Origin of the sequence: Rhodococcus sp. SORGH_AS_0303 (assembly GCF_030819335.1) — a bacterium.
GTDB lineage: Bacteria > Actinomycetota > Actinomycetes > Mycobacteriales > Mycobacteriaceae > Rhodococcoides.
This window is the reverse complement of record NZ_JAUTBO010000001.1, coordinates 2,219,556-2,241,011: the sequence shown is the minus strand read 5'-3', so window position 1 is coordinate 2,241,011 and position 21,456 is coordinate 2,219,556. Positions and strand designations below refer to the sequence as shown.

Annotated in this window: 19 protein-coding genes; 3 read left to right on the top strand and 16 right to left on the bottom strand. The window is 69.3% G+C overall.

Translation table 11 applies throughout. The features are described 5' to 3' along the window. Window positions 1–60: 60 nt before the first annotated feature. Window positions 61–690 carry a TIGR03085 family metal-binding protein gene (locus tag QE449_RS10595; protein ID WP_056444917.1) on the bottom strand — a complete coding sequence of 210 codons (630 nt, stop codon included), beginning with the start codon at window positions 688–690 and terminating at the stop codon, window positions 61–63. 36 nt (window positions 691–726) lie between these two features. Here QE449_RS10595 and QE449_RS10590 point away from each other — a divergent pair, with 36 nt between their 5' ends. Further along, window positions 727–1,500: a sulfite exporter TauE/SafE family protein gene (locus QE449_RS10590; protein ID WP_056444919.1), complete on the top strand. Its 774-nt coding sequence runs from the start codon at window positions 727–729 to the stop codon at window positions 1,498–1,500. 78 nt (window positions 1,501–1,578) lie between these two features. On the opposite strand, the gene QE449_RS10585 is transcribed toward QE449_RS10590, so the two are convergent. The 5 genes from QE449_RS10585 to QE449_RS10565 are packed head-to-tail and all read right to left on the bottom strand — an operon-like array spanning window position 1,579 to window position 7,571. Further along, window positions 1,579–3,603, bottom strand: a complete 2,025-nt coding sequence (locus QE449_RS10585) for a ribonuclease J (RefSeq protein WP_027505112.1) — start codon at window positions 3,601–3,603, stop codon at window positions 1,579–1,581. Further along, entirely contained in the window at window positions 3,603–4,559 is a 957-nt protein-coding gene (gene dapA, locus QE449_RS10580; protein WP_081821173.1) for a 4-hydroxy-tetrahydrodipicolinate synthase, read from the bottom strand. Before dapA ends, QE449_RS10585 begins: the two co-directional genes overlap by 1 nt. Window positions 4,560–4,616: 57 nt before the next feature. Continuing rightward, on the bottom strand, window positions 4,617–5,390 hold the full coding sequence (gene thyX, locus QE449_RS10575) for an FAD-dependent thymidylate synthase (RefSeq protein WP_307108782.1): 774 nt from the start codon (window positions 5,388–5,390) through the stop codon (window positions 4,617–4,619). 26 nt (window positions 5,391–5,416) lie between these two features. Then, window positions 5,417–6,658 (bottom strand): winged helix-turn-helix domain-containing protein, encoded by a 1,242-nt coding sequence (locus QE449_RS10570; RefSeq protein ID WP_307108781.1) that lies wholly within the window; start codon window positions 6,656–6,658, stop codon window positions 5,417–5,419. After that, window positions 6,651–7,571 (bottom strand): DMT family transporter, encoded by a 921-nt coding sequence (locus QE449_RS10565; protein WP_307092730.1) that lies wholly within the window; start codon window positions 7,569–7,571, stop codon window positions 6,651–6,653. Before QE449_RS10565 ends, QE449_RS10570 begins: the two co-directional genes overlap by 8 nt. Window positions 7,572–7,693: 122 nt before the next feature. Here QE449_RS10565 and QE449_RS10560 point away from each other — a divergent pair, with 122 nt between their 5' ends. Together QE449_RS10560 and QE449_RS10555 are read left to right on the top strand one after the other, a co-directional pair. Further along, window positions 7,694–8,464 carry a trans-aconitate 2-methyltransferase gene (locus QE449_RS10560; RefSeq protein ID WP_307108780.1) on the top strand — a complete coding sequence of 257 codons (771 nt, stop codon included), beginning with the start codon at window positions 7,694–7,696 and terminating at the stop codon, window positions 8,462–8,464. Window positions 8,465–8,502: 38 nt separating this feature from the next. Further along, a complete protein-coding gene (locus QE449_RS10555; RefSeq protein WP_222649178.1) occupies window positions 8,503–9,156 on the top strand; it encodes a DUF3105 domain-containing protein in 654 nt (217 codons plus the stop codon). Here QE449_RS10555 and QE449_RS10550 read toward each other — a convergent pair whose 3' ends face one another. The 10 genes from QE449_RS10550 to QE449_RS10505 form a co-directional block, all read right to left on the bottom strand. Further along, entirely contained in the window at window positions 9,157–9,609 is a 453-nt protein-coding gene (locus tag QE449_RS10550) for a flavodoxin family protein (protein WP_027505105.1), read from the bottom strand. Then, window positions 9,606–10,028, bottom strand: coding sequence for a hypothetical protein (locus QE449_RS10545; RefSeq protein ID WP_197027766.1), 423 nt, complete (start codon window positions 10,026–10,028; stop codon window positions 9,606–9,608). Before QE449_RS10545 ends, QE449_RS10550 begins: the two co-directional genes overlap by 4 nt. A gap of 70 nt (window positions 10,029–10,098) precedes the next feature. Continuing rightward, window positions 10,099–10,851 carry a 4-hydroxy-tetrahydrodipicolinate reductase gene (gene dapB, locus QE449_RS10540; protein WP_027505103.1) on the bottom strand — a complete coding sequence of 251 codons (753 nt, stop codon included), beginning with the start codon at window positions 10,849–10,851 and terminating at the stop codon, window positions 10,099–10,101. Between the two features lie 35 nt (window positions 10,852–10,886). Continuing rightward, window positions 10,887–11,993 carry a zinc-binding dehydrogenase gene (locus tag QE449_RS10535; protein WP_056444936.1) on the bottom strand — a complete coding sequence of 369 codons (1,107 nt, stop codon included), beginning with the start codon at window positions 11,991–11,993 and terminating at the stop codon, window positions 10,887–10,889. A gap of 9 nt (window positions 11,994–12,002) precedes the next feature. Next, the gene (locus QE449_RS10530) at window positions 12,003–14,696 is read right to left on the bottom strand and encodes a hypothetical protein (RefSeq protein WP_056445300.1); all 2,694 of its coding nucleotides are present in this window, start codon (window positions 14,694–14,696) and stop codon (window positions 12,003–12,005) included. 54 nt (window positions 14,697–14,750) lie between these two features. Beyond that, the gene (locus QE449_RS10525) at window positions 14,751–15,470 is read right to left on the bottom strand and encodes an AMP-binding protein (protein WP_307108779.1); all 720 of its coding nucleotides are present in this window, start codon (window positions 15,468–15,470) and stop codon (window positions 14,751–14,753) included. A 120-nt stretch (window positions 15,471–15,590) separates the two neighbouring features. Then, window positions 15,591–16,424: an IclR family transcriptional regulator gene (locus tag QE449_RS10520; protein WP_037185313.1), complete on the bottom strand. Its 834-nt coding sequence runs from the start codon at window positions 16,422–16,424 to the stop codon at window positions 15,591–15,593. A 31-nt stretch (window positions 16,425–16,455) separates the two neighbouring features. Continuing rightward, a complete protein-coding gene (locus QE449_RS10515; RefSeq protein WP_307108778.1) occupies window positions 16,456–18,360 on the bottom strand; it encodes a DUF294 nucleotidyltransferase-like domain-containing protein in 1,905 nt (634 codons plus the stop codon). Then, window positions 18,338–19,855: a GMC family oxidoreductase gene (locus QE449_RS10510; protein ID WP_307108777.1), complete on the bottom strand. Its 1,518-nt coding sequence runs from the start codon at window positions 19,853–19,855 to the stop codon at window positions 18,338–18,340. Before QE449_RS10510 ends, QE449_RS10515 begins: the two co-directional genes overlap by 23 nt. Further along, on the bottom strand, window positions 19,852–21,396 hold the full coding sequence (locus QE449_RS10505) for an APC family permease (protein WP_027505096.1): 1,545 nt from the start codon (window positions 21,394–21,396) through the stop codon (window positions 19,852–19,854). The genes QE449_RS10510 and QE449_RS10505 overlap by 4 nt, the downstream gene beginning before the upstream one ends. Window positions 21,397–21,456: the final 60 nt, after the last annotated feature.

The window sequence follows — 21,456 nt, the reverse complement described above, 5'->3', positions numbered from 1 at the left end:
CAGGCTAGTCGGTCGACCCCATCCGGACCATCCGCAACACCAGTAACAGCTCGACCGCTGTCACACGCCGCGGTCGAGGCCCTTCACCGCGGCGACGTCCGCCTGGTCGCCGTCGAACTCCAGCACCACCGCATCGCGGCCGAACGCGTGCAGCACCAGCTCCGACGGCTCCCCGCGCAGCGCCACCCGGCGCGAGGCCGACTTCTTCCCGAACGTCCGCCGACGACCGTCCGGGGTCTCCACGTCCACGGCCACGGGGGCTCCCCGGTAGGCGACACGGCCGAGCAGACCCAGCAGACCCCACAGGGCGGTCTGCATCTCGGCGCTCAGTTCTCGCGGAGTCGGTGCGGATCCGTCGGCCCGCCGGACGTCCTCGTGGTGGACGAACATCTCCCCGAGGTTGATCTGCGCGTCGAGGAGCTTGTACGGCGACCACACCGGAGGTCCCGTGCGCACGTCGTCGACGAGGCCCACCCACTCCCCCGCGGCGACCGAGTCCTGCACGCGGCGCGTGTACCCCGCCAGCGGCGGTAGGAAGATGCCCGGAGCCGCATCCAGGCGGCGTTCGCGGATCACCAGATGCGCCGCAAGATCCCGGACGGTCCAGTCACCGCACAGGGTGGGAGCGTCCGGACCGACCTTCGCCATCGTGTCGGCCAGTTCCAGACGTTCGTCGTGCGCAAGGCTCATGACACACGAATCTAGCCGTGTCGTACGGTCGCCGGTGTGCCCGTCTCCGAAATAGTCCTCGTGCTGCTCGCGGGGTTCGCCGCCGGTGGCATCAACGCCGTCGTCGGGTCAGGAACGCTCATCACGTTCCCCACTCTCATCGCCTTCGGGTACCCACCCGTCACGGCGACCATGAGCAATGCGATCGGACTGGTGGCAGGCAGCGCCTCCGGCGCATGGGGCTACCGACGCGAACTACGCGGCCAGTGGTCGCGGTTGCGCTGGCAGCTCCCCGGATCGCTGCTCGGCGGCGTGCTCGGTGCATGGCTCCTGCAGCACCTGCCCGAGAAGACCTTCACCGCCGTGGTTCCGGTGCTGCTGATCCTGGCGCTGGTCCTGGTGGTCACCGGCCCCCGCATCCAGGCCTGGGCCCAGAAGCGCTCCGAGCCGGACACCGCCGCCGGGATCGGCCGCGGACGCTTCGTGCTGCTGGTGATCGGGACGTTCGCCGTGGGTGTCTACGGCGGCTACTTCACCGCGGCCCAGGGCATTCTGCTGATGGGCGTCATGGGCGCGTTGCTGCCGGAGAACATCCAGCGCATGAACGCGGCCAAGAATCTGCTGTCGCTCGTGGTCAACGTCGTGGCGGCGGCATCGTTCATCATCTTCGCCTTCGACCGGATCAGTTGGGCGGCAGCCGGTCTCATCGCCGTCAGCTCCCTGATCGGCGGCGCGGTGGGAGCACGGTACGGCCGGCGTCTGTCACCGCGGGTGCTGCGTGCCTGCATCGTCCTGCTGGGCCTCGTCGGTCTGTACAACCTGCTCGCCTAGCCGGTCGACGACGGGGCGAGAGACACGACAGGCCGGCGCCGGGGTGTCCCCGGGGCCGGCCTGTCGAGTGCGACCGTGTCAGCTCGGCGTGACCTCGAGCACGGTCGGCACGATCATCGGCTTGCGGCGGTACTTGTCCGCCACCCAGCGACCGACGATGCGGCGGACGGACTGCGCGATGCGGTGCGTGTCCCGCACACCCTCGCCGGCGAGACGCACCAACTCCGCCTCGACCAGCTGCGCCGCTTCCTTCAGTGCCGCGGGATCGTCGGAGAAGCCGCGACCCGAGACCTCGGGAGTGCCGACGGACTTGCCGGTGGTGGTGTCCACGGCCATCGTGATGGCGATGAAGCCGCCCTCACCGAGGACGAGGCGGTCGGACAACGTCGAGTCGCCCACGTCGCCGACGGACAGGCCGTCGACGTACACGTGGCCCACCGGCACCTGGCCGACGATCTCGGCGAGGCCGTCGACCATGTCCACGACGACGCCGTCCTCGGCCAGCACCACGCGCTCCTCCGGCACACCCGTCGACACCGCGAGAGCGGCATTGGCGCGCAGGTGCCGCCACTCGCCGTGCACGGGCATCGCGTTGGTGGGACGGACCGCGTTGTAGAGGTACAGCAGCTCGCCGGCCGACGCGTGGCCGGAGACGTGCACCTTGGCGCTCTGCTGCGTGACCACCTTGGCGCCACGCTTCGCGAGCCCGTTGACGACGGCGAACACGGAGTTCTCGTTGCCGGGGATCAGCGACGACGCGAGGACGACCAGGTCGTCGGCACGGATGTTGATCTGACGATGCTCACCCCGCGCCATCCGGGACAGCGCGGAGAGTGGCTCGCCCTGCGAGCCGGTGGAGACCAGGACCAGCTTGTCGTCCGCGAGCTTCGTCGCGGTGTCCATGTCGACCTCGACACCCGAGGGCACCGTCAGGTACCCGAGCTCCTGAGCGATGGCCATGTTGCGCACCATCGACCGCCCGACGAAGGCGACCTTGCGGTTGTAGCGGTGTGCGACGTCGATGACCTGCTGGATGCGGTGCACGTGGCTCGCGAACGACGCGACGATCACGCGGTTCCTGGCCTTGCCGATGACCGTGTCGAGGACACCGCCGATCTCACGCTCGGGCGTGACGAATCCGGGCACCTCGGCATTGGTGGAGTCCACCAGGAAGAGGTCGACACCCTCGTCGCCGAGTCGCGAGAACCCGCCGAGATCGGTCAGGCGGCCGTCGAGCGGCAGCTGGTCGAGCTTGATGTCGCCGGTGTGCAGCGCGACACCGGCATCGGTACGGATGGCGACGGCGAGCGCGTCGGGGATCGAGTGGTTGACCGCGAAGTACTCGAGCTCGAACGGTCCGTGGTTCGTGCTCTCGCCCTCGCGCACCTCGACGAGCTTCGGCTTCTGGCGGTGCTCACGGCACTTCGCCGCCAGCAGCGCCAACGTGAACTTGGAGCCGATGACCGGGATGTCCGGGCGCAGGCGCAGCAGGAACGGCACGGCACCGATGTGGTCCTCGTGACCGTGGGTGAGCACCAGGGCGACCACGTCGTCCATCCGGTTCTCGATGTGACGGAAGTCCGGGAGGATCAGGTCGACACCGGGCTGTGCGTCCTCGGGGAAGAGCACACCGCAGTCGACGATGAGCAGCTTGCCCTTGTGCTCGAAGACCGTCATGTTGCGGCCGATCTCGCCGATGCCGCCGAGGGCGACGACGCGGAGACCGTTCTTCGGTGCCTTGGGCGGAGCTCCGAGTCGCTGCGTCTTGTCCACGACCGTGCGCGCATCGGGTCGCTGGATGGCAGCGGAGTTCTGCGGGGTGCGCGCGGGACGCGACCGAGGACCGCGGCCCCCACCCGAGCCCGAGTTGCCGTTCGACGATCGCGAGCCGCCCGACTGGCGGTCGCGGCCGGTCGGCGCGTCCTTCACGGGCGCCTCCTTCACGGGAGCGGCTTTCGCCGGCGCCTGCGCCGCGGGGGCGTCCTGCACGGGCGCGGCCTCGGCCTTCGGTGCAGGAGGAGCGGGCTGCTGTTCCTGCGGAGGAAGTTCCGCGGGCGGTCCGGCACTACGGGTGGCACTGCGCCGCCTGGGCGGTCGAGTCATCAAAGAACTCCTGCACGGTGAAGATCGGCTGCCAGAGCATCGATCTGATCGGTGGACGGTGGAACTTGCGGCAGACGGGGCTCCCCCACGTCGATGCCGAGAAGACGAAGGCCCGCCTTGGAGCCCGTGACGCCGCCGAGTCGGGCGAACGACCGCACGATCGGGAGCAGGCCGACGTTGATGGCTTGCGCTGCGGCGATGTCGCCCGCGGCCCAGGCGGAGTGGAGATCCCGGAGCTTGCCGGGCACGAGGTGCCCGATGACGCTGACGAAGCCGACGGCCCCGACGGACAGCCAGGGCAGGTTGAGCGGGTCGTCGCCAGAGAAGTACTCGAGACCGGTCGAGGCGATGAGTTCGGCTCCCGCGGCGAGGTCGCCCTTCGCGTCCTTGACGGCGAGGATGCGCGGATGATCGGCGAGGCGACGCAACGTCTCCGTCTCGATCGGCACCACCGAGCGGGGTGGGATGTCGTACAGCATGACGGGCAGATCGGTCGAGTCGGCCACGGCGACGAAGTGGGCGTACAGGCCGGCCTGCGGCGGGCGCGAGTAGTACGGGGTGACGACGAGCAGTCCGTGTGCCCCGGCGTCGGCGGCGGCACGAGCGAGTTCGATGCTGTGCGCGGTGTCGTTGGTACCGGCGCCGGCGACGATGCGAGCGCGATCTCCGACGGCAGCGACCACGGCGCGCAGCAGGTCGGCCTTCTCGCGATCCGTCGTGGTCGGCGACTCGCCCGTCGTTCCCGAGATCACGAGGCTGTCGCACCCGCTCGAGACCAGATGCGCGGCCAGTGCGACGGAGGCGTCGATGTCGAGAGCACCGTCCGGAGTGAACGGTGTCACCATCGCGACGGAGACGGCACCGAACGGCGAGGGCGTGCTGCTCGTCTGCACTCGTGCCGCAGTGTCGACAGTCCCCGCAGCGTCGACAGTCCTCGCGGTGTCACCGATGGTCATGGTCAGGAAGGTTACCCGGTCCCCGTCCGGCCGCCGGACCCCCACGACCCGCGCCGCCTATTCCCCCGCGTACGAACTCCTGGCGACTTCCGTTCCGTCGGCCAGTGTCTCGATCTCGAAGTCGGCGAAGACGTCGGGTGCGACCTCGACGAGGCGCCGCAGGCAGGCCACCGCGAGCCGTCGGATCTCGAGATCCGCGTGCTCGGAGGCCCGCATGGTGACGAAATGCCGCCACGACCGGTAGTTCCCGGTCATCACCAGGCGCGTCTCCACGGCGTTCGGGAGCACTGAGCGCGCGGCCTGCCGCGCCTGCTTCCCGGCGACGACCGCAGGCGAGTCCGCACCGGACTCCGCTTCGAGTGCGGACAGCAACGCGTCGTACGCGGCACGGGACGAGTCGGTCGCATTCTGGAACAACTCACGCAACGTCGCGTCGGACTCGAGAGCTGGAGGCACGACCATCAGCGCGTCGCGTTCGGACACCGAACGCTGGGAGAGCTGAGAGAAGGAGAAGTGGCGGTGCCGGATCAACTCGTGACTGCAGGATCGTGAGATGCCGGTGATGTAGAAACTCGCGGACGCGTGCTCGAACACCGACCAGTTCCCCACCGCCAGTAGATGGTTGAGATACCCGGCGTTGGTCGCGGTGCGCGGATTGGGCTTCGACCAGCTCTGGTAGCAGGCCCGGCCGGCGAACTCGACCAACGCCTGACCGCCGTCGGCGTCGGTCTCCCACGGCACCTCCGACGGAGGGGTGAAGGACGTCGCGGCCACGAGCTGAACGGACAACGGGGCACCGGCTCGATGCTCTGACACTGGACGCTGGGACATTCGACACAGACTATGGGGTGGCGGAGTCATCGAGAGACGGCGCGTACCTCGCGGCCCAGGTCGGCCGCGAGATCACCACGGTCACCGACCACGACGTCGGCCACGTCCAGCCATCGCGCCATCTCCGTCACCGACGCGGCCAGCGCCGCCGCCACCTCGCCACGGCGGCCGCGGGCGTCGACGGAGGGCTCGGTGAACGCACCGGGCACCGTGAGCACTCCGGCGGAGCGATCGACCCGGATGTCGACGCGGGCGACGAGCTCGTCGTGCAGCAGGAACGGGAAGACGTAGTACCCGTACGTCCGCTTCGGCTCGGGCGTGTAGATCTCGATGCGGTAGTGGAAGTCGAAGAGACGCTCGGTGCGCGGACGCCCGAAGATCAGCGGGTCGAACGGGCACAGCAGTGCGGCCGACTCGACCGACCGCGGTACCCGGGTGTTTCGATGCAGGAAGGCCTGATCCCGCCACCCGGTCACGGTCACGGGCACCAGCACGCCCGCGTCCACCAGGTCGGCCACGGCCCGAGTGGTCTGGGCCGCCGACAGCCGGTAGTGATCGCGCAGGTCGGCCGCCGTGGCGACCCCCATCGCCTCGGCCGACTTCTCGACGAGCTGACGCACCGCGTCCACCTCGTCCACCCGTCGCGACACGACGTCCGGGGGCAGCACGCGCTCGGCGAGGTCGTACAGCCTCGTGAACCGTTCCCGCCGCGGTACCGACAACACGCCGCCGGCGAAGAGCTGTTCGCACACCACCTTGACGTCACTGTGGTCCCACCACGGCCCCTTGGGGCCGGGTCTCCGGCGATCCAACAGAACTTCGAGCTCTCGCGCGGTGACGGGCCCCTGGTCGCGGATCGCGTCGAGCACGTCCTCCACCAGTCCGGGACTGCGGGCAGCGACCCTCGCGGCGCCGCCCCACCGACCGTGCACGTACTGGTCCATCCGCCACCGCATCAGCGGCCAGTCGGCGACGGGCAGGAATGCCGCCTCGTGCGCCCAGTACTCGACGAGCAGGCGCGGTGATCGCGCCGTGTCGGTCCATGCCGCATCGTCGAGAGCCTGGCGATCGTAGGGGCCGACACGACTGAACACCGGCGCGTAGTGGGCCCGCACCGCCGCGGAGACCGAATCGATCTGCAGCAGTTTCGTCGAGCGCACGACACCCGCCACCGCGCGCCTGCCGGAGACCGCGCCGGACCGCGCTCGACCGAAGCCCTGGGCCGCGACGGCCGTGCGACGCGCTGCTGCCGCGGACAGCTCACGCATGGGCACCGCCTGCGTTCGTCCGGGCGTGGGTCACTCCGGCGTCGACGACGGACACCAGGAGCAGCACCGCACCGACGGCGCCCACCGCCGTGAGTCGTTCGTCCAGCAGGATCACTGCCAGGACGGTACCGGTGAGAGGTTCGAGGAGTGCGACGACCGCCGCCGTCGACGCCGCCGCGGTCCGCAGTCCGCGGAAGTACGCGCTGTAGGCCACAGCCGTCGGGACGAGGGCGAAGCTGAGCACGAGGAGAATGCTCGTCACCGACACGACCGGGAGCAGCGCCGTGCGGTCCGTGGCTGTCGCTGCCACCGCGAGCAGCGCCCCGCCCAGCACGAACGACCATCCGGTGACGACGGTGTCGTCGCCCTGCGCGGCATGTCGACGACCGACGAGGGTCATCGTCGCGAACGCACTGCCCGACACCACCGCCAGAGCGCCGCCCACGACGGTGGACCGCAGATCGCCGTCGGCCGGGGAACCGACGAGCAGCCCGAGCCCCGCGACACCGACGACGACGGTCCGCACTACGGCACCCGCCGGGCGGCGACGTGCCGTCAGCGACTCCACGAGGACGACCACCACCGGAGCCGACCCGATGGTCACCAGGGTCGCGGCCGCCACGCCCGCCGTGACGGTGGCCGCGAAGTAGGCACCCTGGAAGACCGCGGCGAGTGTTCCGATGACGGCGATGCGACGCCACACAGGTCGGCCGCGCGGCAGGACGCCCCCGGTCGCGGCCACGACCGCGAGGAGCATCAGCCCGCCGAGGCCGAGCCGGTACGCGGCGACCGCGGTGGACGGGAGGTCCGCGGAGCGACCCAGCGCGGTTCCGAGAACACCGCCGGTCCCCCACAGCACGGCGGCGACGACGAGCAACGCCACACCGGATCGCGGCGCACTCGTGTGCGGCACCGGCAGCCTCCTCACCCTCACGTGTCCAGCGACCGTAGCGCCGGTGGACAGTGCTGCTCACTCCGGCGTAGCGTGCGTAACAGTACAAGCGTACTGTTTGCCGGCCCGTCGAAGGAGCCATCATGTGGAGCCCGTCCGACTACCTCACCTTCGCCGACGAGCGCACCCGTCCGTTCCGCGAACTGCTCGCACGCATCTCTGTCGAGAGTCCCCGGCGCGTCGCCGATCTCGGCTGCGGCCCGGGCAATGCGACGGCGTTGCTCGCGCACCGCTGGCCGGACACCGCCGTCGAGGCGTCGGACAACTCGCCGGACATGGTCGCGGCCGCGCGCGCTGCCGGTCTGGACGCCACCGTGCTCGACGTGCGGGACTGGGTGCCGTCCTCCGACACCGACGTCGTCGTCTCCAACGCGACTCTGCAGTGGGTGCCCGAACACCGGGAACTGCTGGCGCGCTGGCCCGGCCAGTTGCCGGACGGTGCCGTGATCGCCGTCCAGATGCCCGGCAATTTCGATGCACCGTCGCACCGCATCATCCGGGACCTCGCGACATCGGACGCCTGGGCACCGCGACTTCCCACTCTCGAGCTGCGGCACGCGAACGCCGTGGACGATCCCGAGCAGTACGCCGACCTGCTGGCCGCCCGGGGTTGCGCCGTGGACGCCTGGGAGACCACGTACGTCCAGCAACTCCGTGGTGCCCGGCCCGTTCTCGACTGGGTCTCCGGCACCGCTCTCACCCCGATCTTCGACCTTCTCGACGAGAAGGGTCGGGACGAGTTCCGCGACGACCTCGCTCCGTTGTTGGCCGAGGCCTACCCGGCACGATCCGACGGGACCACCTTCTTCCCGTTCCGACGCGTCTTCGTCGTCGCGGTGGTGCGGAACGGCTGACGAGCAGGACGGTGCGGCCGGACGGATACTCTCGAATCATGCATCGGTCGGCGCTCGTTCCCCTGATCCTGTCGGCCGCCCTCCTCGCCGGGGGCTGCGGCAGGGCCGTCGAGGGACGTCCGACGGCCGACGCGTGGGTGCCCACCGCCGACAATCCCGACCCCTCTCTCGCGCTCGACGGCATCGAGGTGGTCGACTACCCGCCCGCCTACCACGTACTGCCGAACTACCGTGTGGCGTACGCCTTCTCACCGCCGATGGGTGGTCGACACGACAACGCGTGGGCGACGTGCACCGGCGTGGTCTATCCGGAGGCCGTGCGCACCGAGAACATGGTGCACTCCCTCGAACACGGTGCCGTGTGGATCGCATACGACCCCGAAGCGCTCGACGACGGCGAGATCGCAGCGCTGGCCGCGCGGGTGGAGGGCGAGCCGTACCTGATGATGTCGCCGTATCCGGGCATGGATCGCCGGATCTCGCTGCAGTCGTGGGGGCATCGCCTGGCAGTGGAGAGCAGCGACGACGAGCGCATCGACCGTTTCGTCTCGGCACTGCGCCTGAATCCGAACACTTTCCCGGAGCCCGGCGCGACGTGCGCGACCCTGCCCACCACGTTCGACACGGCGAACCCGCCGGCGTTCGTCGAGAGCGCGCCGGATCCCGCGTCCCCGCTGACCCTTCCGGAGTGATCAGGCAGGCATGATCGTCGCGGCCACCGTGCCACCGAGTTCGACGAGCCGTTCCCGCGCAGCGGCGTCGAACCCGGTCACCTCGACGGGCACCGCGGCCGGCTCGAGGCCCCATCCGCTCACGATGCTCGTCAGTGCGCGCACCGCGCCCGCAGTGTCGTTGTTGCCGTACACCCAGGCGCCCCAGGGCTTTCCGTTCATCGACCCGAGCGTCGGGTAGTACACCGTGTCGAGGAAATGCTTGAGAGCACCGGACATGTACCCGAAGTTCGCGGGAGTGCCGAGGAGGATGCCGTCCGCGTCGACCACGTCGGCGATCGTGGCACCCAGGGCCGGGCGCACCCGGACGTCGACACCCTCGATGTCGGGATCCCGCGCCCCGGCCAGCACCGCCTCGAGCATCTCCGCCATGGGCGGCGACACCGTGTGGTGCACCACCAGCAGGACGGTCACGCGCTCTCGGTGCGCTCGAGTTCCACGGCGCGCCGCATGATCTCGCGTGCGCGCCCGCGATCGCCCGCGTAGTCGTACGCACGGGCGAGACGGTAGTTCGTGCGCCAGTCGTCGGGCGACTTCTCGTACTCCGCCTTGACGTCCGCGAAGAGCGAATCCGCCGCGCCGCGCTCGATGCGCCCCGACGGCATGCGCGGAAGGTCGTCGACGTCCAGCTCGAGATTCTCGTCGTGGATCCGACGGGCCAGGTGCTGGTGCCGGAAACCCGCCCGCAGCGTCGCCGCCACGATCCACAGGCCCAGCAGCGGAAGGATCAGCACACCGATACCCAGCCCGATGTTCACCGGACCGCCGAGCTGGATGAAGTCGATCCCCCGCCCGCCCAGAATGACGAAGTAGACGCCGAGAACCAACACCATCACGGCGATGATCGCGACCACCCGCGAATACTTGCTCACTCCGACCGTCCTCCGGACTTCCCGCTGCTCATCACAGATCCATCAGCGGTTCGATGCCCAACGTCAATCCGGGCCGCGCCGCGATGGACCGGACGCCCAGCAGCACACCGGGAGTGAAGGAGGTGCGGTCGATCGAGTCGTGCCGGATGGTGAGAGTCTCGCCCTGCGTTCCCAGGAGCACCTCCTGGTGCGCCACCAGACCGGCGAGACGCACGGAGTGCACACGCACTCCGTCGACGTCGGCGCCGCGCGCACCGTCGAGTTCGGTGGTGGTCGCGTCGGGACTCGGGCCCACTCCCGCCGCGCGCCGCGCGTCCGCGATGAGCGCCGCCGTGCGGTACGCGGTGCCGGACGGCGCGTCCGCCTTGTTCGGGTGGTGCAGCTCGATCACCTCGACCGAGTCGAAGAAGCGTGCCGCCTGCTGCGCGAACGCCATCGACAGCACGGCGCCGATGGCGAAGTTGGGAGCGATGAGCACTCCGGTCGCGGGCGAGTCCGCGAGCCAGGACCGCACCTGATCGAGGCGCTCGTCGTCGAACCCGGTGGTGCCCACGACGGCATGGATCCCGGCGCCGATCAGGTACTGCAGGTTGTCCATGACGACACTGGGATGGGTGAAGTCGACCACGACCTGCGCGCCGTTCTCAGCGAACGTCTCGAGCCGGTCGTCCTTGTCCACGCGAGCGACGAGCTCCGTGTCGGCCGCGGCCTCGACGGCCTCGCACACCGCCTGGCCGACCTTGCCGGCCGCGCCGAGTACTCCGACACGTATCGCCTCTGTCACCTGTTCACCCCTCACCTGGAACCGTCGGGGACAGCCTAGTGGTCGAACTCGATGACCTGACGAATCGCCTTGCCGTCCGCAAGTTCGTCCATCGCCCGGTTGATCCCGTCGAGCGTGATGCGTGAGGACACCAGTTTCTCCACCGGGAAGCGGCCCTCGCGCCACATCTGCTCGTACGTCGGAATGTCCCGTTCGGGAACGGCGGACCCGAGGTAGCTCCCGACGATGGTCCGCGCCTCGGCCACGAGCGTGAGGGGCGAGATCGACGCTCGGGCGTCCGGCGACGGCAGGCCCACTGTCACGGTGGTGCCGCCCGGAGCAGTGGCAGCGAGAGCGGTCTCGAAGGCGCGCGCGTTGCCGGCGGCCTCCACGACGATCTGGGCACGCACGCCGGACTCGGCCAGTTCCTGCGGGGTGTACACGGACGTGGCGCCCAACTCGCGGGCCGTCTCCAGCTTCTCCGGCATCGAATCGACCCCGATGACGTCGCCCAGTCCGAGCGAGGCCGCGGTGAGCACCGCGGCCATGCCCACTCCGCCGAGCCCCACCACCATGATGGTGTCGCCCTCGGTGGGGGACGCGGCGTTCAGCAGTGCGCCGCCGCCGGTGAGCACCGCGCACCCGAGCACCGCGGCGACGGCCGGCGGGACGTCGTCGCCCACGGGCACCACCGACCGGCGGTCCACCACCGTGTGCGTCGCGAAACCGGACACCCCGAGATGGTGCTTGATCTCGACGCCGTCGCGGCGCAGCCGCACGTCTCCGCCGAGCAGAGTGCCGGCGTTGTTGGCCGCGCTGCCGGGGATGCACGGTGTGCGCCCGTTCGACCGGCACCCCGAGCACTCACCGCATCGAGGCAGGAAGGTCATCACCACGCGCGTGCCGAGCGCGAGATCGACCCCCGGGCCGACGCCCTCGACGATGCCCGCGGCCTCGTGCCCCAGCAGCATCGGGACGGGGCGCACGCGGTTGCCGTCGACCACCGACAGATCGGAGTGGCACAACCCCGCCGCCTCGATGCGTACGAGGATCTCCCCCTCGCCGGGAGGATCGAGCTCGAGCTCGGACACCGTCAGGGGACGCGACTCCGCGAACGGCCGCGAACGGCCGATCTCTTCCAGGACAGCTCCGCGAATCTTCATGCCGCCACGTTAACCCGGCGGCGTCGGCGGTTGCGGCACTCTGGGATTGAGAAGATGCGCGACCAGCGCGGTCCAGCCGGTCTGATGGCTGGCGCCGAGCCCCTCTCCGGTGTCCCCGTCGAAGTACTCGCTGAAGGTCGGATGCTCCGACCACAGCGGATCGTCCGAGGACTCGATGCGATCGCCGTCCGACGGCCGACCGGATCCGCGCACGCGGAACAGGTCCGCGAGGCCGTTCTCGATGATCTCGGCGGCCTCGACCAGGGTGTGCTGCACGCCGGATCCGGTAGGGATCTCGATGGTGAACGTGTCGCCGAAGTAGCGACCGTAGGCGCGGAGCTTGTCGGCGAGCAGCACGTTGACGGGGAACCACACCGGGCCGCGCCAGTTCGAGTTCCCGCCGAACATCGACGTGCGGGACTCCCCCGGCTCGTACTCGATGGACAGTGATCGGCCCTCGACCTCCATCGTGACGCCGTCGCGGTAGGACGCGGACAGCGACCGGATACCGAAGGACGACAGGAACTCGTCGCTGTCGAACATGCGCTCGAGGATGCGCCGCAGCCGATCGGGATCCACGAGGGCGAGGAGCATGCGCCAGGTCCCGTTGTCGTTGCGCGACATCATCGGGGACACCAGATCCGGTCTCCGGTGCTGCAACCACCGCAAGCGAGACGTCAGGTCCGGACACTCCTTCGGCACCCATGACGGGATCTCGGTGGCCCCCAGGATCGGCAGGAGGCCCACCATCGAGCGCACCCGCAGCGGCACCGCGTCACCGTGCGGTGGGGCGAGGACGTCGTAGAAGAATCCGTCCTCCTCGTGCCACAGCGACATCTGCGCCGACCCGAAGGATCCCACGGCCTCCGCGATGGACAGGAAATGCGCGAAGAACTTCGTCGCGACGTCGTCCCAGGCGGAGTCGTGGCGTGCCAGTTCGATCGCGATCTTGAACATCTGCTGGCAGTAGAACGCCATCCAACTGGTCGCGTCGGACTGCTCGAGTCGGAAACCGGGAGGCAGTGGCTCCGAGCGGTTGAACATCCCGATGTTGTCCATCCCGAGGAAGCCGCCCTCGAAGATGTTGGAGCCGCCCGCGTCCTTGCGGTTGACCCACCACGAGAAGTTCAACAACAGCTTGGTGAACACCCGGACCAGGAACTCACGGTCGCGGTGTCCGTCGATGCGGTAGACCTGCCACACCGCCCACGCGTGGACCGGCGGGTTGACGTCTCCGAACTCCCACTCGTACGCGGGCAGTTGACCGTTGGGGTGCATCGCCCACTCGCGACACATGAGCACGAGCTGTTCCTTGGCGAAGTCCGGGTCGACGTGCGCCAGCGGGATGGTGTGGAAGGCGAGATCCCATGCGGCGAACCACGGGTACTCCCACTCGTCCGGCATGGAGACGACGTCCGCGAGCGAGAAGTGCGACCAGGCATGGTTGCGGGCGGTCGCGTCGAGTCGCGACTGCGGCGCCGACGCTCCCACCGGATCACCCTGCGCCCACTCGCGTACGTCGTAGCGGTAGAGCTGTTTGCACCACAGCAGGCCGGCGTAGGCGCGCCGTGCGACGTGGCGGTCGGCCGCGGACAGATCCGGGCCGATGACGTGGTCGTAGAACTGGTCCGCCTCGTACCGTCGGTCGGCGAGGACCGCGTCGAAGCCGGGGCCGAACGTGAACGAGTCCGGCACCGCGGTGCTCAACCGGAGACGGATGCTGCGGGTCTCGCCGGGCGCCACGTCGTCGAGCGAGTACCAGAACGCACTCTTCGTCCCCGTGCCGTCCGGATTGACGGCCGACTCGTCGCCCTCGACGATGCGCCGCCCGATGCCGTCCTTCGTCCAGGCCGAGAGGTTCTCCGCGGCGCCGAACAGCTCCACCGCATTGGTCTCGTTGTCGCAGAACAGCACTCGCGCATCACCCTGAGCGGCGAGGTGGTACCGGCCGAGAAAACCGTGCTCCGCACGCACCACGGCCATGTCACCGGGAAGCGCGTCCGCCGTGACGTCGACGATGGAGGCGGTGCGATCGTCGCGCCCCCAGGACCACGTGTTGCGCAACCACAGATGCGGCACCACGTCGACCGATGCGGCCTCGGGCCCGTGATTGGTGACGTCGACGACGATGCACACGTCGTCCGGCGACGCCTTGGCGTAGGTGACGACCACGTCGAAGAACCGGTTCTCGTCCAGCACCCCGGTGTCGGCCAGTTCGAACTCGCGGTCCATGCGTGTGCGCGCGCGGCTCGCCTCACGCAGCCCCTCGTAGGGGTACTCGGCCTGCGGGTAGCGGTAGAGCCAGGTCATCCAGCTGTGGGTGGGCGTTCCGTCGAGCGCCCACCAGTACTCCTTGGCGTCCTCGCCATGATTGCCCTCACCGTTGGTGAGTCCGAACAGCCGCTCCTTGAGGATCGGATCGCGCCGGTTCCACAGGGCCACCGAGAAATTGAGGAAGCCGAAGCGGTCGCAGATGCCCCCGAGGCCGTCCTCGCCCCATCGGTAGGCGCGCGAGCGGGCGTGGTCGAAGGGGAAGGACTCCCAGGCGTTGCCGTCCTCGGAGTAGTCCTCGCGCACGGTGCCCCACTGACGGCCCGCGAGATACGGGCCCCAGGTACGCCAGGCGCTCTGTGCTCCGGGCGATTCGGCGAGCCGAGAGTGCTCGACGGTCGGGTGTGCAGGCTGATCTGCGGCGTCGGTCACCGCCACAGTGTGCCCCGACGGACGCGGACGTGCATCGCACCGGAGGCCCGGGCGTCACACCGCCGCGGGAAATCCCCGTCCGGGCGCGCTGACGGTGCAGCCGGTGACCAGACCGGCCAGAAGTCCGACGAGACCCGCGACCGAGGCCGACGGGTGGGACAGGTCGAAGAGAGTGCCCGGCGCGAGACCCGCACGGACGGCGAGATCGGACACCGACGCGGCCAACTCCTCGTGCGTGACGGTGACGCGTCCGGTCGTGCCCGGACCGAGCGCGACGAGGGCGGGCCGCCAGGCGTCGAGTGCGGTGGGCCGGCCGGCTTCGGTGAGACCCTGATCCCAGGCGGGCGACTCCCACCAGACACCCTCGTGATCCACGACGGCGTCGCGACGAGCATCGAACGTCACCGACGCGGCCGGTACGGCACCGACGGCCGCGCAGGCGTGCGCGCGGAGCACGTCGGGAAGTTCGGCGTCGACGGCGAACAGGGGATGCCCGGAGGCGAGGACGGCCAGGACGGAGGTGACCGCGTCGACCGAGCCGTCGGCGAGTACGGCGAGCGGGACGCGGTCGCGGGAGTGGGCACGGCGCAGCGCGGCTCCGCGGTTTCTGGCGGCCACGGCGAGCTCGCCGTAGGTGATCGAGTCGGCGGATGAGACCAGCGCGAGACTCGACGGGTTCCGCCGCGCCACCGCGTCGATCGCGGCGACGACACCGCTCTGGAGCGCCGACGACGGCGGTGCGTCGAGCACGCCGCGCGGGTGGAGACCGGTCATACCGCAACACCGCCAACTGCCGAGGAAACTATCGGCGATCAGGTCAAGGACTCCGTAACCATACCTGAAGTATGTTTCCCTTCGGAACACTCACCGCCGAGACTGTGAGAAGTCACGGTGTCAGTCGCCGCCGTATCCCAGCTTGCGGCTGATCTCGAGGGCCGCACTCATCGCGTCCGCCGCGACGGACGCGAAGTCGTCCGGTTCGAGCCGGTAGGCCGGACCCGAGACGCTGAGCGCAGCCACGACGTCCCCGGTGTGGTCACGCACGGGCGCGGACACCGCGTTCAGACCGATCTCGAGTTCCTCACGCACTGAGGCCCAGCCCCGCGAGCGCACCGCCTCGAGCTCCTGCTCCAGCGCGGTCGACGAGGTCACCGTGGTCTCCGTGAAGGAGTCCAACCGGGACGGGAGGCGCCGACGTACCTCGTCCCGCGACAGTCCGCTGAGGAGGATCTTCCCGCTCGACGTGGCGTGGACCGGGCTGCCCTGGCCCACCCACGTACGCAGCGCGACCTCGGACTCGGACCGAGCCTTGACGATGTTCACGGCGCGGTCCTCGTCGAGCACCGCGAGGTTGGTGGTCTCCCCCACCTTCTCGGCCAACATGTCGCAGATGCCCTGCGCTGCCTTCGCGAGGTCGCGTTCGGCCGTCGCGGACCCGGCGAGGCGGACGATGGTGAACCCCAGCCGGTACTTGCCCCGTTCACCCACCTGCTCCACGAAGCCGCGGGCGTCCAACACCCCCAGCAGCCGCGAGACGGTGGACTTGTGCACCCCGAGTTCGTCGGCGATGGCCGTGACACCGGCCGTCCCGAGTCGAGCGACGATCTCGAGGACCTCGAGAGCGCGGTCGACCGACTGCACCGCGGTACCGCGCGTCACCGCTCTCCCCGCGTCGTCGCCGTCGTCGGTGCCGGACGTGTCGGACACGGAGATCTCGGAAGAAGCCATGATGGTGTCCGATTCTATCCGGCACCCGGTGTCAGCGGTCGCGCACCGCGCGGGGCACGGGGACACCGACGGTGGACGCCACGTGGCCCACCCTGCGCTGGACCGACGCGATCTCCCGGATCGCGTCCATCACCATGCTGCGCTCGAGGGGTGTCAGCTCACCGAGGGCCACGACGTCCGTCGGGGTGCGCCCGTCGCTCAGGCAGTTCACCTGATGGCCGAAACGCAGGTGCTGCAGCCGCTCGAACACGTCGACGAGCACGCGTGAGTCCGGTTCCGACAGCAATCCGTTGCCCGCCGCCGCGGTCAGCCGGGCGGGTGTCGACGCGCAGGCGACGCCGACACTCATACCGCCCCACCGCGCCAGGTTCACGATCGGCGACACCGCGTGCGACTTGAGATCCACCGTCGTACCGCGCCGCGCGAGCACGTCCCGCACCGACCGCACCCGTGCTCGGGTGGCCAGCGCATCGCGGAGCTGGAGCCGCAGCGCCTCGGGATGCTCGACGGCCATCTCGCGGTACGCGTCCGGAACCGAGTGGAGATCGGGATCGCCCCACACCACCCGGCCGTCGACCAGGAGCGAGGACATGACGATGCCGCGATCGCCCAGGGGGTCGTCGAGCCAGCCGCTCGCGGCCGCGCGCCACGCGGAGGCCGATCGGGCGAAGCGGGGGCTGGACGCGATCGCGTTGTTGGTGTCGGCGGGCAGTCCGCAGGCGTCGAGCGTGCGGTGCACGGCGCGAGCGAGGTCGCGGAGCGCCTCCTCTCGGCCGGCGAGACCGTCGCTCCACGACAACGCGCTGTCGACGTCGGACGACGGCATCGCCTCCCGTCGTCCGACGCTTCCCAGCGACAACCACGCGAGATCTCGGCCGCGCAGCGGGGTCGGCGATGCCGCGATCGCCAGCTCCACGGCACGACGGACGAGGGCGTCCACCACCACGGACAGGATCCCGGACGCGGCCCCCGCGGTGGTCCCGGTGCGCCACAGGTCGACGATCAGCGGACGCAGACCCGCACTCACCTCGATCAACGCGTCGGTGGACACGGCTGCCTCGACGTGCCGACGCAACGAGAAGCTGCGGGTGGTCGAGTTGGCCAGCAGATCGGCGCTCTCGAGGACACCGACCAGACCGCCCCGGACATCGACGACCGGCATGTGTTGCACGCCGAGCTCGAGCATCTCGAGCAGGACGCCGGTGGTCGTCCGGTCCGCGTCCACCACGGCCGCGGGCACTGTCATGACGGATCCGATCCGTGTGTCCACCGGCACACCGGCGGCGACCACCCGCGTCCGCAGGTCTCGATCGGTGAAGATGCCGTACCGGCCCCGCGTCGTCGGGATCACCACGCACGACGACCCGCGCTCCGTCATCAGGCAGACCGCGTCGCGGATCGAGGTGTCGGCGTCCACGGTCGCCGCCGCACGACGCACGAGGGCGGCCGCGGTGCCGCCGGGCGCCGCCGACAGACCGGCGCCGTCGGGACTCGGTGAGGCGATGGACCGGCCGCCGAAGGACTGCGCGATCGTGCGAGCCAGGTACGTCACGCCCGCGGGGCTCGCGAACACCGGTCGCACGGACGGACCCGGCAGGCGCACGACGACCGACGGCCGCGCCGCCGTCGCCGTGAAGGTCGTGCGCAGACCGACGAGCATGGCCGAGAAGCCGAACAGCCCACCCGGCTCGATCGTGTCGAGCGGCGCGGCGCCGTCGACGTCGTCGGGGTGCAGCAGGTCGACGCTGCCGGACCACACCACCCACACCGCGTCGATGTCGTCGACACCCGGTCCGACCACGACGTCGCCCGCCGCGTACTCGGCGGTGGACGCCGTCGCCGCCAGATCGGCGAGATCGCTTCTGGTCAGCGAGTCGAACGGCGAGTGACCGGCGAGGAATTCTGCGAGCGTGTCAGCCGGTGACGAGGTCGGCACACCGTTCCGCCATCGTCATCACCGTGATGTTCGGGTTCACCGCCGGCAGCTTCGGCATCGCCGACGCATCGACCACCCGCAGATTGTGCACGCCCTTGACGCGCAATTCGGGATCGAGCACCGCCATCGGATCCGACGCGGCACCCATCTTCGCGGTGCCGGCCGGATGATACACGGTGTTGTGAGTGCGATGCACGTAGTCGAGCAGATCGTCGTCGGTGACGGCGTCCGGCCCCGGCGCCAACTCGCGGGCGATCCAGTCCTTCAGCTGCGGCTGGTCGGCGATGCGTCGAGCGAGCTTGAGACCCGCGAGCATCACGCGGTCGTCGTGCCCCTCGCTGTCGGTGAAGTACCGCGGATCGACCTTGGCGCGATCACGGAAATCGCGTGAGCGCAGTCGGACGGTTCCGCGTGAACGGCCCTGTGTCACATTGGGAGTCAGGCAGAAGCCGTTGTCCGTGGTGGGGTAGCCCCAGCGCAGGGTGTTCATGTCGAACGGCACGCTGCCGTAGTGCATCATCACGTCCGGATACGTCAGATCGTCCTCGGTCGTGGCGAACAGGCCGATCTCCCACCACTGCGACGACGTGGTGACCATCGGCTTCGACGCCTCCCAGAACACCAGGCCCTCGACGTGGTCGTCGAGGTTCGCGCCGACGCCCGCCGAGTCGACACGCACCGGAATCCCCATCTCGCGCAGGTGCACCGAGGGCCCGATTCCCGACAGCATCAACAGTTTCGGAGTGTCGATCGCACCCGCGGTGACGATGACCTCACGGCGTGCGGAGACGACGTCGTGCCCCGTCAGATCAGGACGCTTATACCGCACTCCGGTGGCCGTGAGCGAGTCGTCGATGACGATCTCGCTGACCCAGCAACCCGTGCGGACCTCGAGATTGGGGCGCGTCGCCATGATCGGATGCAGGTACGCGTGCGAGGTGGACATGCGCAACCCGTCGTCGGACGAGTTGATCTGGAACCAGCCGGCCCCGTTGAGCACCGTCTCACCGCGATTGAACTGCACGGTCGGCAGTCCCACGCCGGCCGCGGACTCGAGGACGGCGGCACCACACGGATCGAGTGGCGGAACGTCCCGCAGCGTCACCGGTCCGGTGACGCGCGATACGTACGGGAGGATCGACTCGGCGTTCCAGCCCGTGGCGCCCATGACCTCCCAGTCGTCCAGGATCCCGGCCGGTGGATGGAACGCGATGCACGAGTTGTGAGACGAGCAGCCGCCCAACACCTTCGCCCGCGCGTGGCGCATGAAGCTGTTGCCGCGTTCCTGCGGCTCGACGGGATAGTCCCAGTCGTAGCCGGAGTCGAGCAGATGCATCCACCGGTCGAGCACCAGGATGTCGTCGTTCCCGACGTCCGTGGGTCCCGCCTCGACCAGACACACGGTCACGGTGGGATCCTCGCTGAGGCGTGCGGCGAGAACACATCCCGCTGTTCCACCGCCCGCGATGACGTAGTCGAAGATCGCGTCCGTCATACCTTCTCGCCTTCCGCCGTACCCGCTGTGGTGGTCGCTGCGTGTGACGTCAACGTACCGATGTGTCCGCGACCGACGGTGAAGTACCACAGATATCCGAGCCCGAGGATGACACCGATGTAGACGAACGCACCCCAGGTGTTGTACCAGGGTGTCCCGTAGACGGCTTCGCGCGGCCACGCCAGATTCAGCGCCATACCGGCGCCCCACACGACCGCAAAGATGTTGACGGGCAGACCCCAGCGACCCATCGTGAAGTAGCCACCCTCCTTCAGGTCCTTCGGCGGCCACTCGCCCTTCAGTCGCTTCTTCAAGAGCGGTCCCGTGACCATCAGATACGCCAGGTAGATCATGATGATCGCGATCGACGTGAGCACCGTGAAGATCTTGGGCTGCCCCACGTTGATCACCAGGATCAGGATCGAGAGCAGACCGATCACGACGGCGGGCACCACGGGCGTCTGGTACTTCGGATGCACGGTGGCCAGCCGCTCGCCGAACGGCAGCGCGTTGTCGCGCGCCATCGCGAAGGTGAGGCGGATCGCCGCCGTGTGCACCGCGAGCGAGCACACCGTGACGGCCACCAGGATGCAGATCAGGAACACCGTTCCCAGGGGTCCGGACAGCACCGAGGTGACGATGGACTGCAGTCCACCCTGCGGCGTGCCCAGCTCGGGATCGTTCAGATCCGGCGCCGCCATGACGGCGAACACGAGGATGGCGCCGCCGATGACGAACGACGCGAGGATGGCCCGCAGGATCGCCTTGGGGGCGGTACGCCGCGGTTCGACGGTCTCCTCACCGAGCGAGCTCGCCGTGTCGAAGCCGTACATCACGTAGCCCGACGCCAGCGACGCCACGAGGAACGCGCCCAGGTACCCGGCACTCTCCTCGGTTCCGTACCCGTTGGTGGAGAAGAAGATCTCCGGGCCGCGCTGAATGTTGAACGCCAGGATCACGGCGATGAGCACGGCCGCGACGAGTTCGATGAAGACGCCGGCACTGTTGATCCGCGCCATCAACCGGATGCCCGCGGCGTTCACCAGAGTCGTGAACGCGATCATGATGGTGCCGAGAACGACGGCATTGGTGGCGTAGTCGTACTCCCCCGTGCCGTCCCCGATGAGCTGGAAGCCGGACCACAACCGAGGCAGGTTCACCTGCAGGGCGAGCACCACCGCCGACAACGTGACGATCGACGCGGTGAGCATGAGCCACCCCGACGACCATCCGACGATGCGGCTGCCGAGCAGCTTCGCCCAGTTGTAGACCGAGCCCGCCACCGGATACTTGGCCGCGAGTTCCATGAAACACAGCGCCACGGCCATCTGCCCGACGAAGACGATGGGCCAGGACCACAGATAAGCCGGGCCCGCGGACCCGAATCCGAAGTAGAACAGCTGGAACGTGCCGGTCAGGATCGAGATGTAGCTGACGCCGGCCGCGAAACTCGCGAACTTGCCCAGACTGCGGTCGAGAGATTCCTTGTATCCGAAATCGCCGAGACCGCCGTCCTCGACGTCGGAAGTGGAAGACACCATGTCGCCTCGCTCACGTGAGAATGGAAGAAACTAGCTCGTCCGACCCCGGCCGGCCTCCGG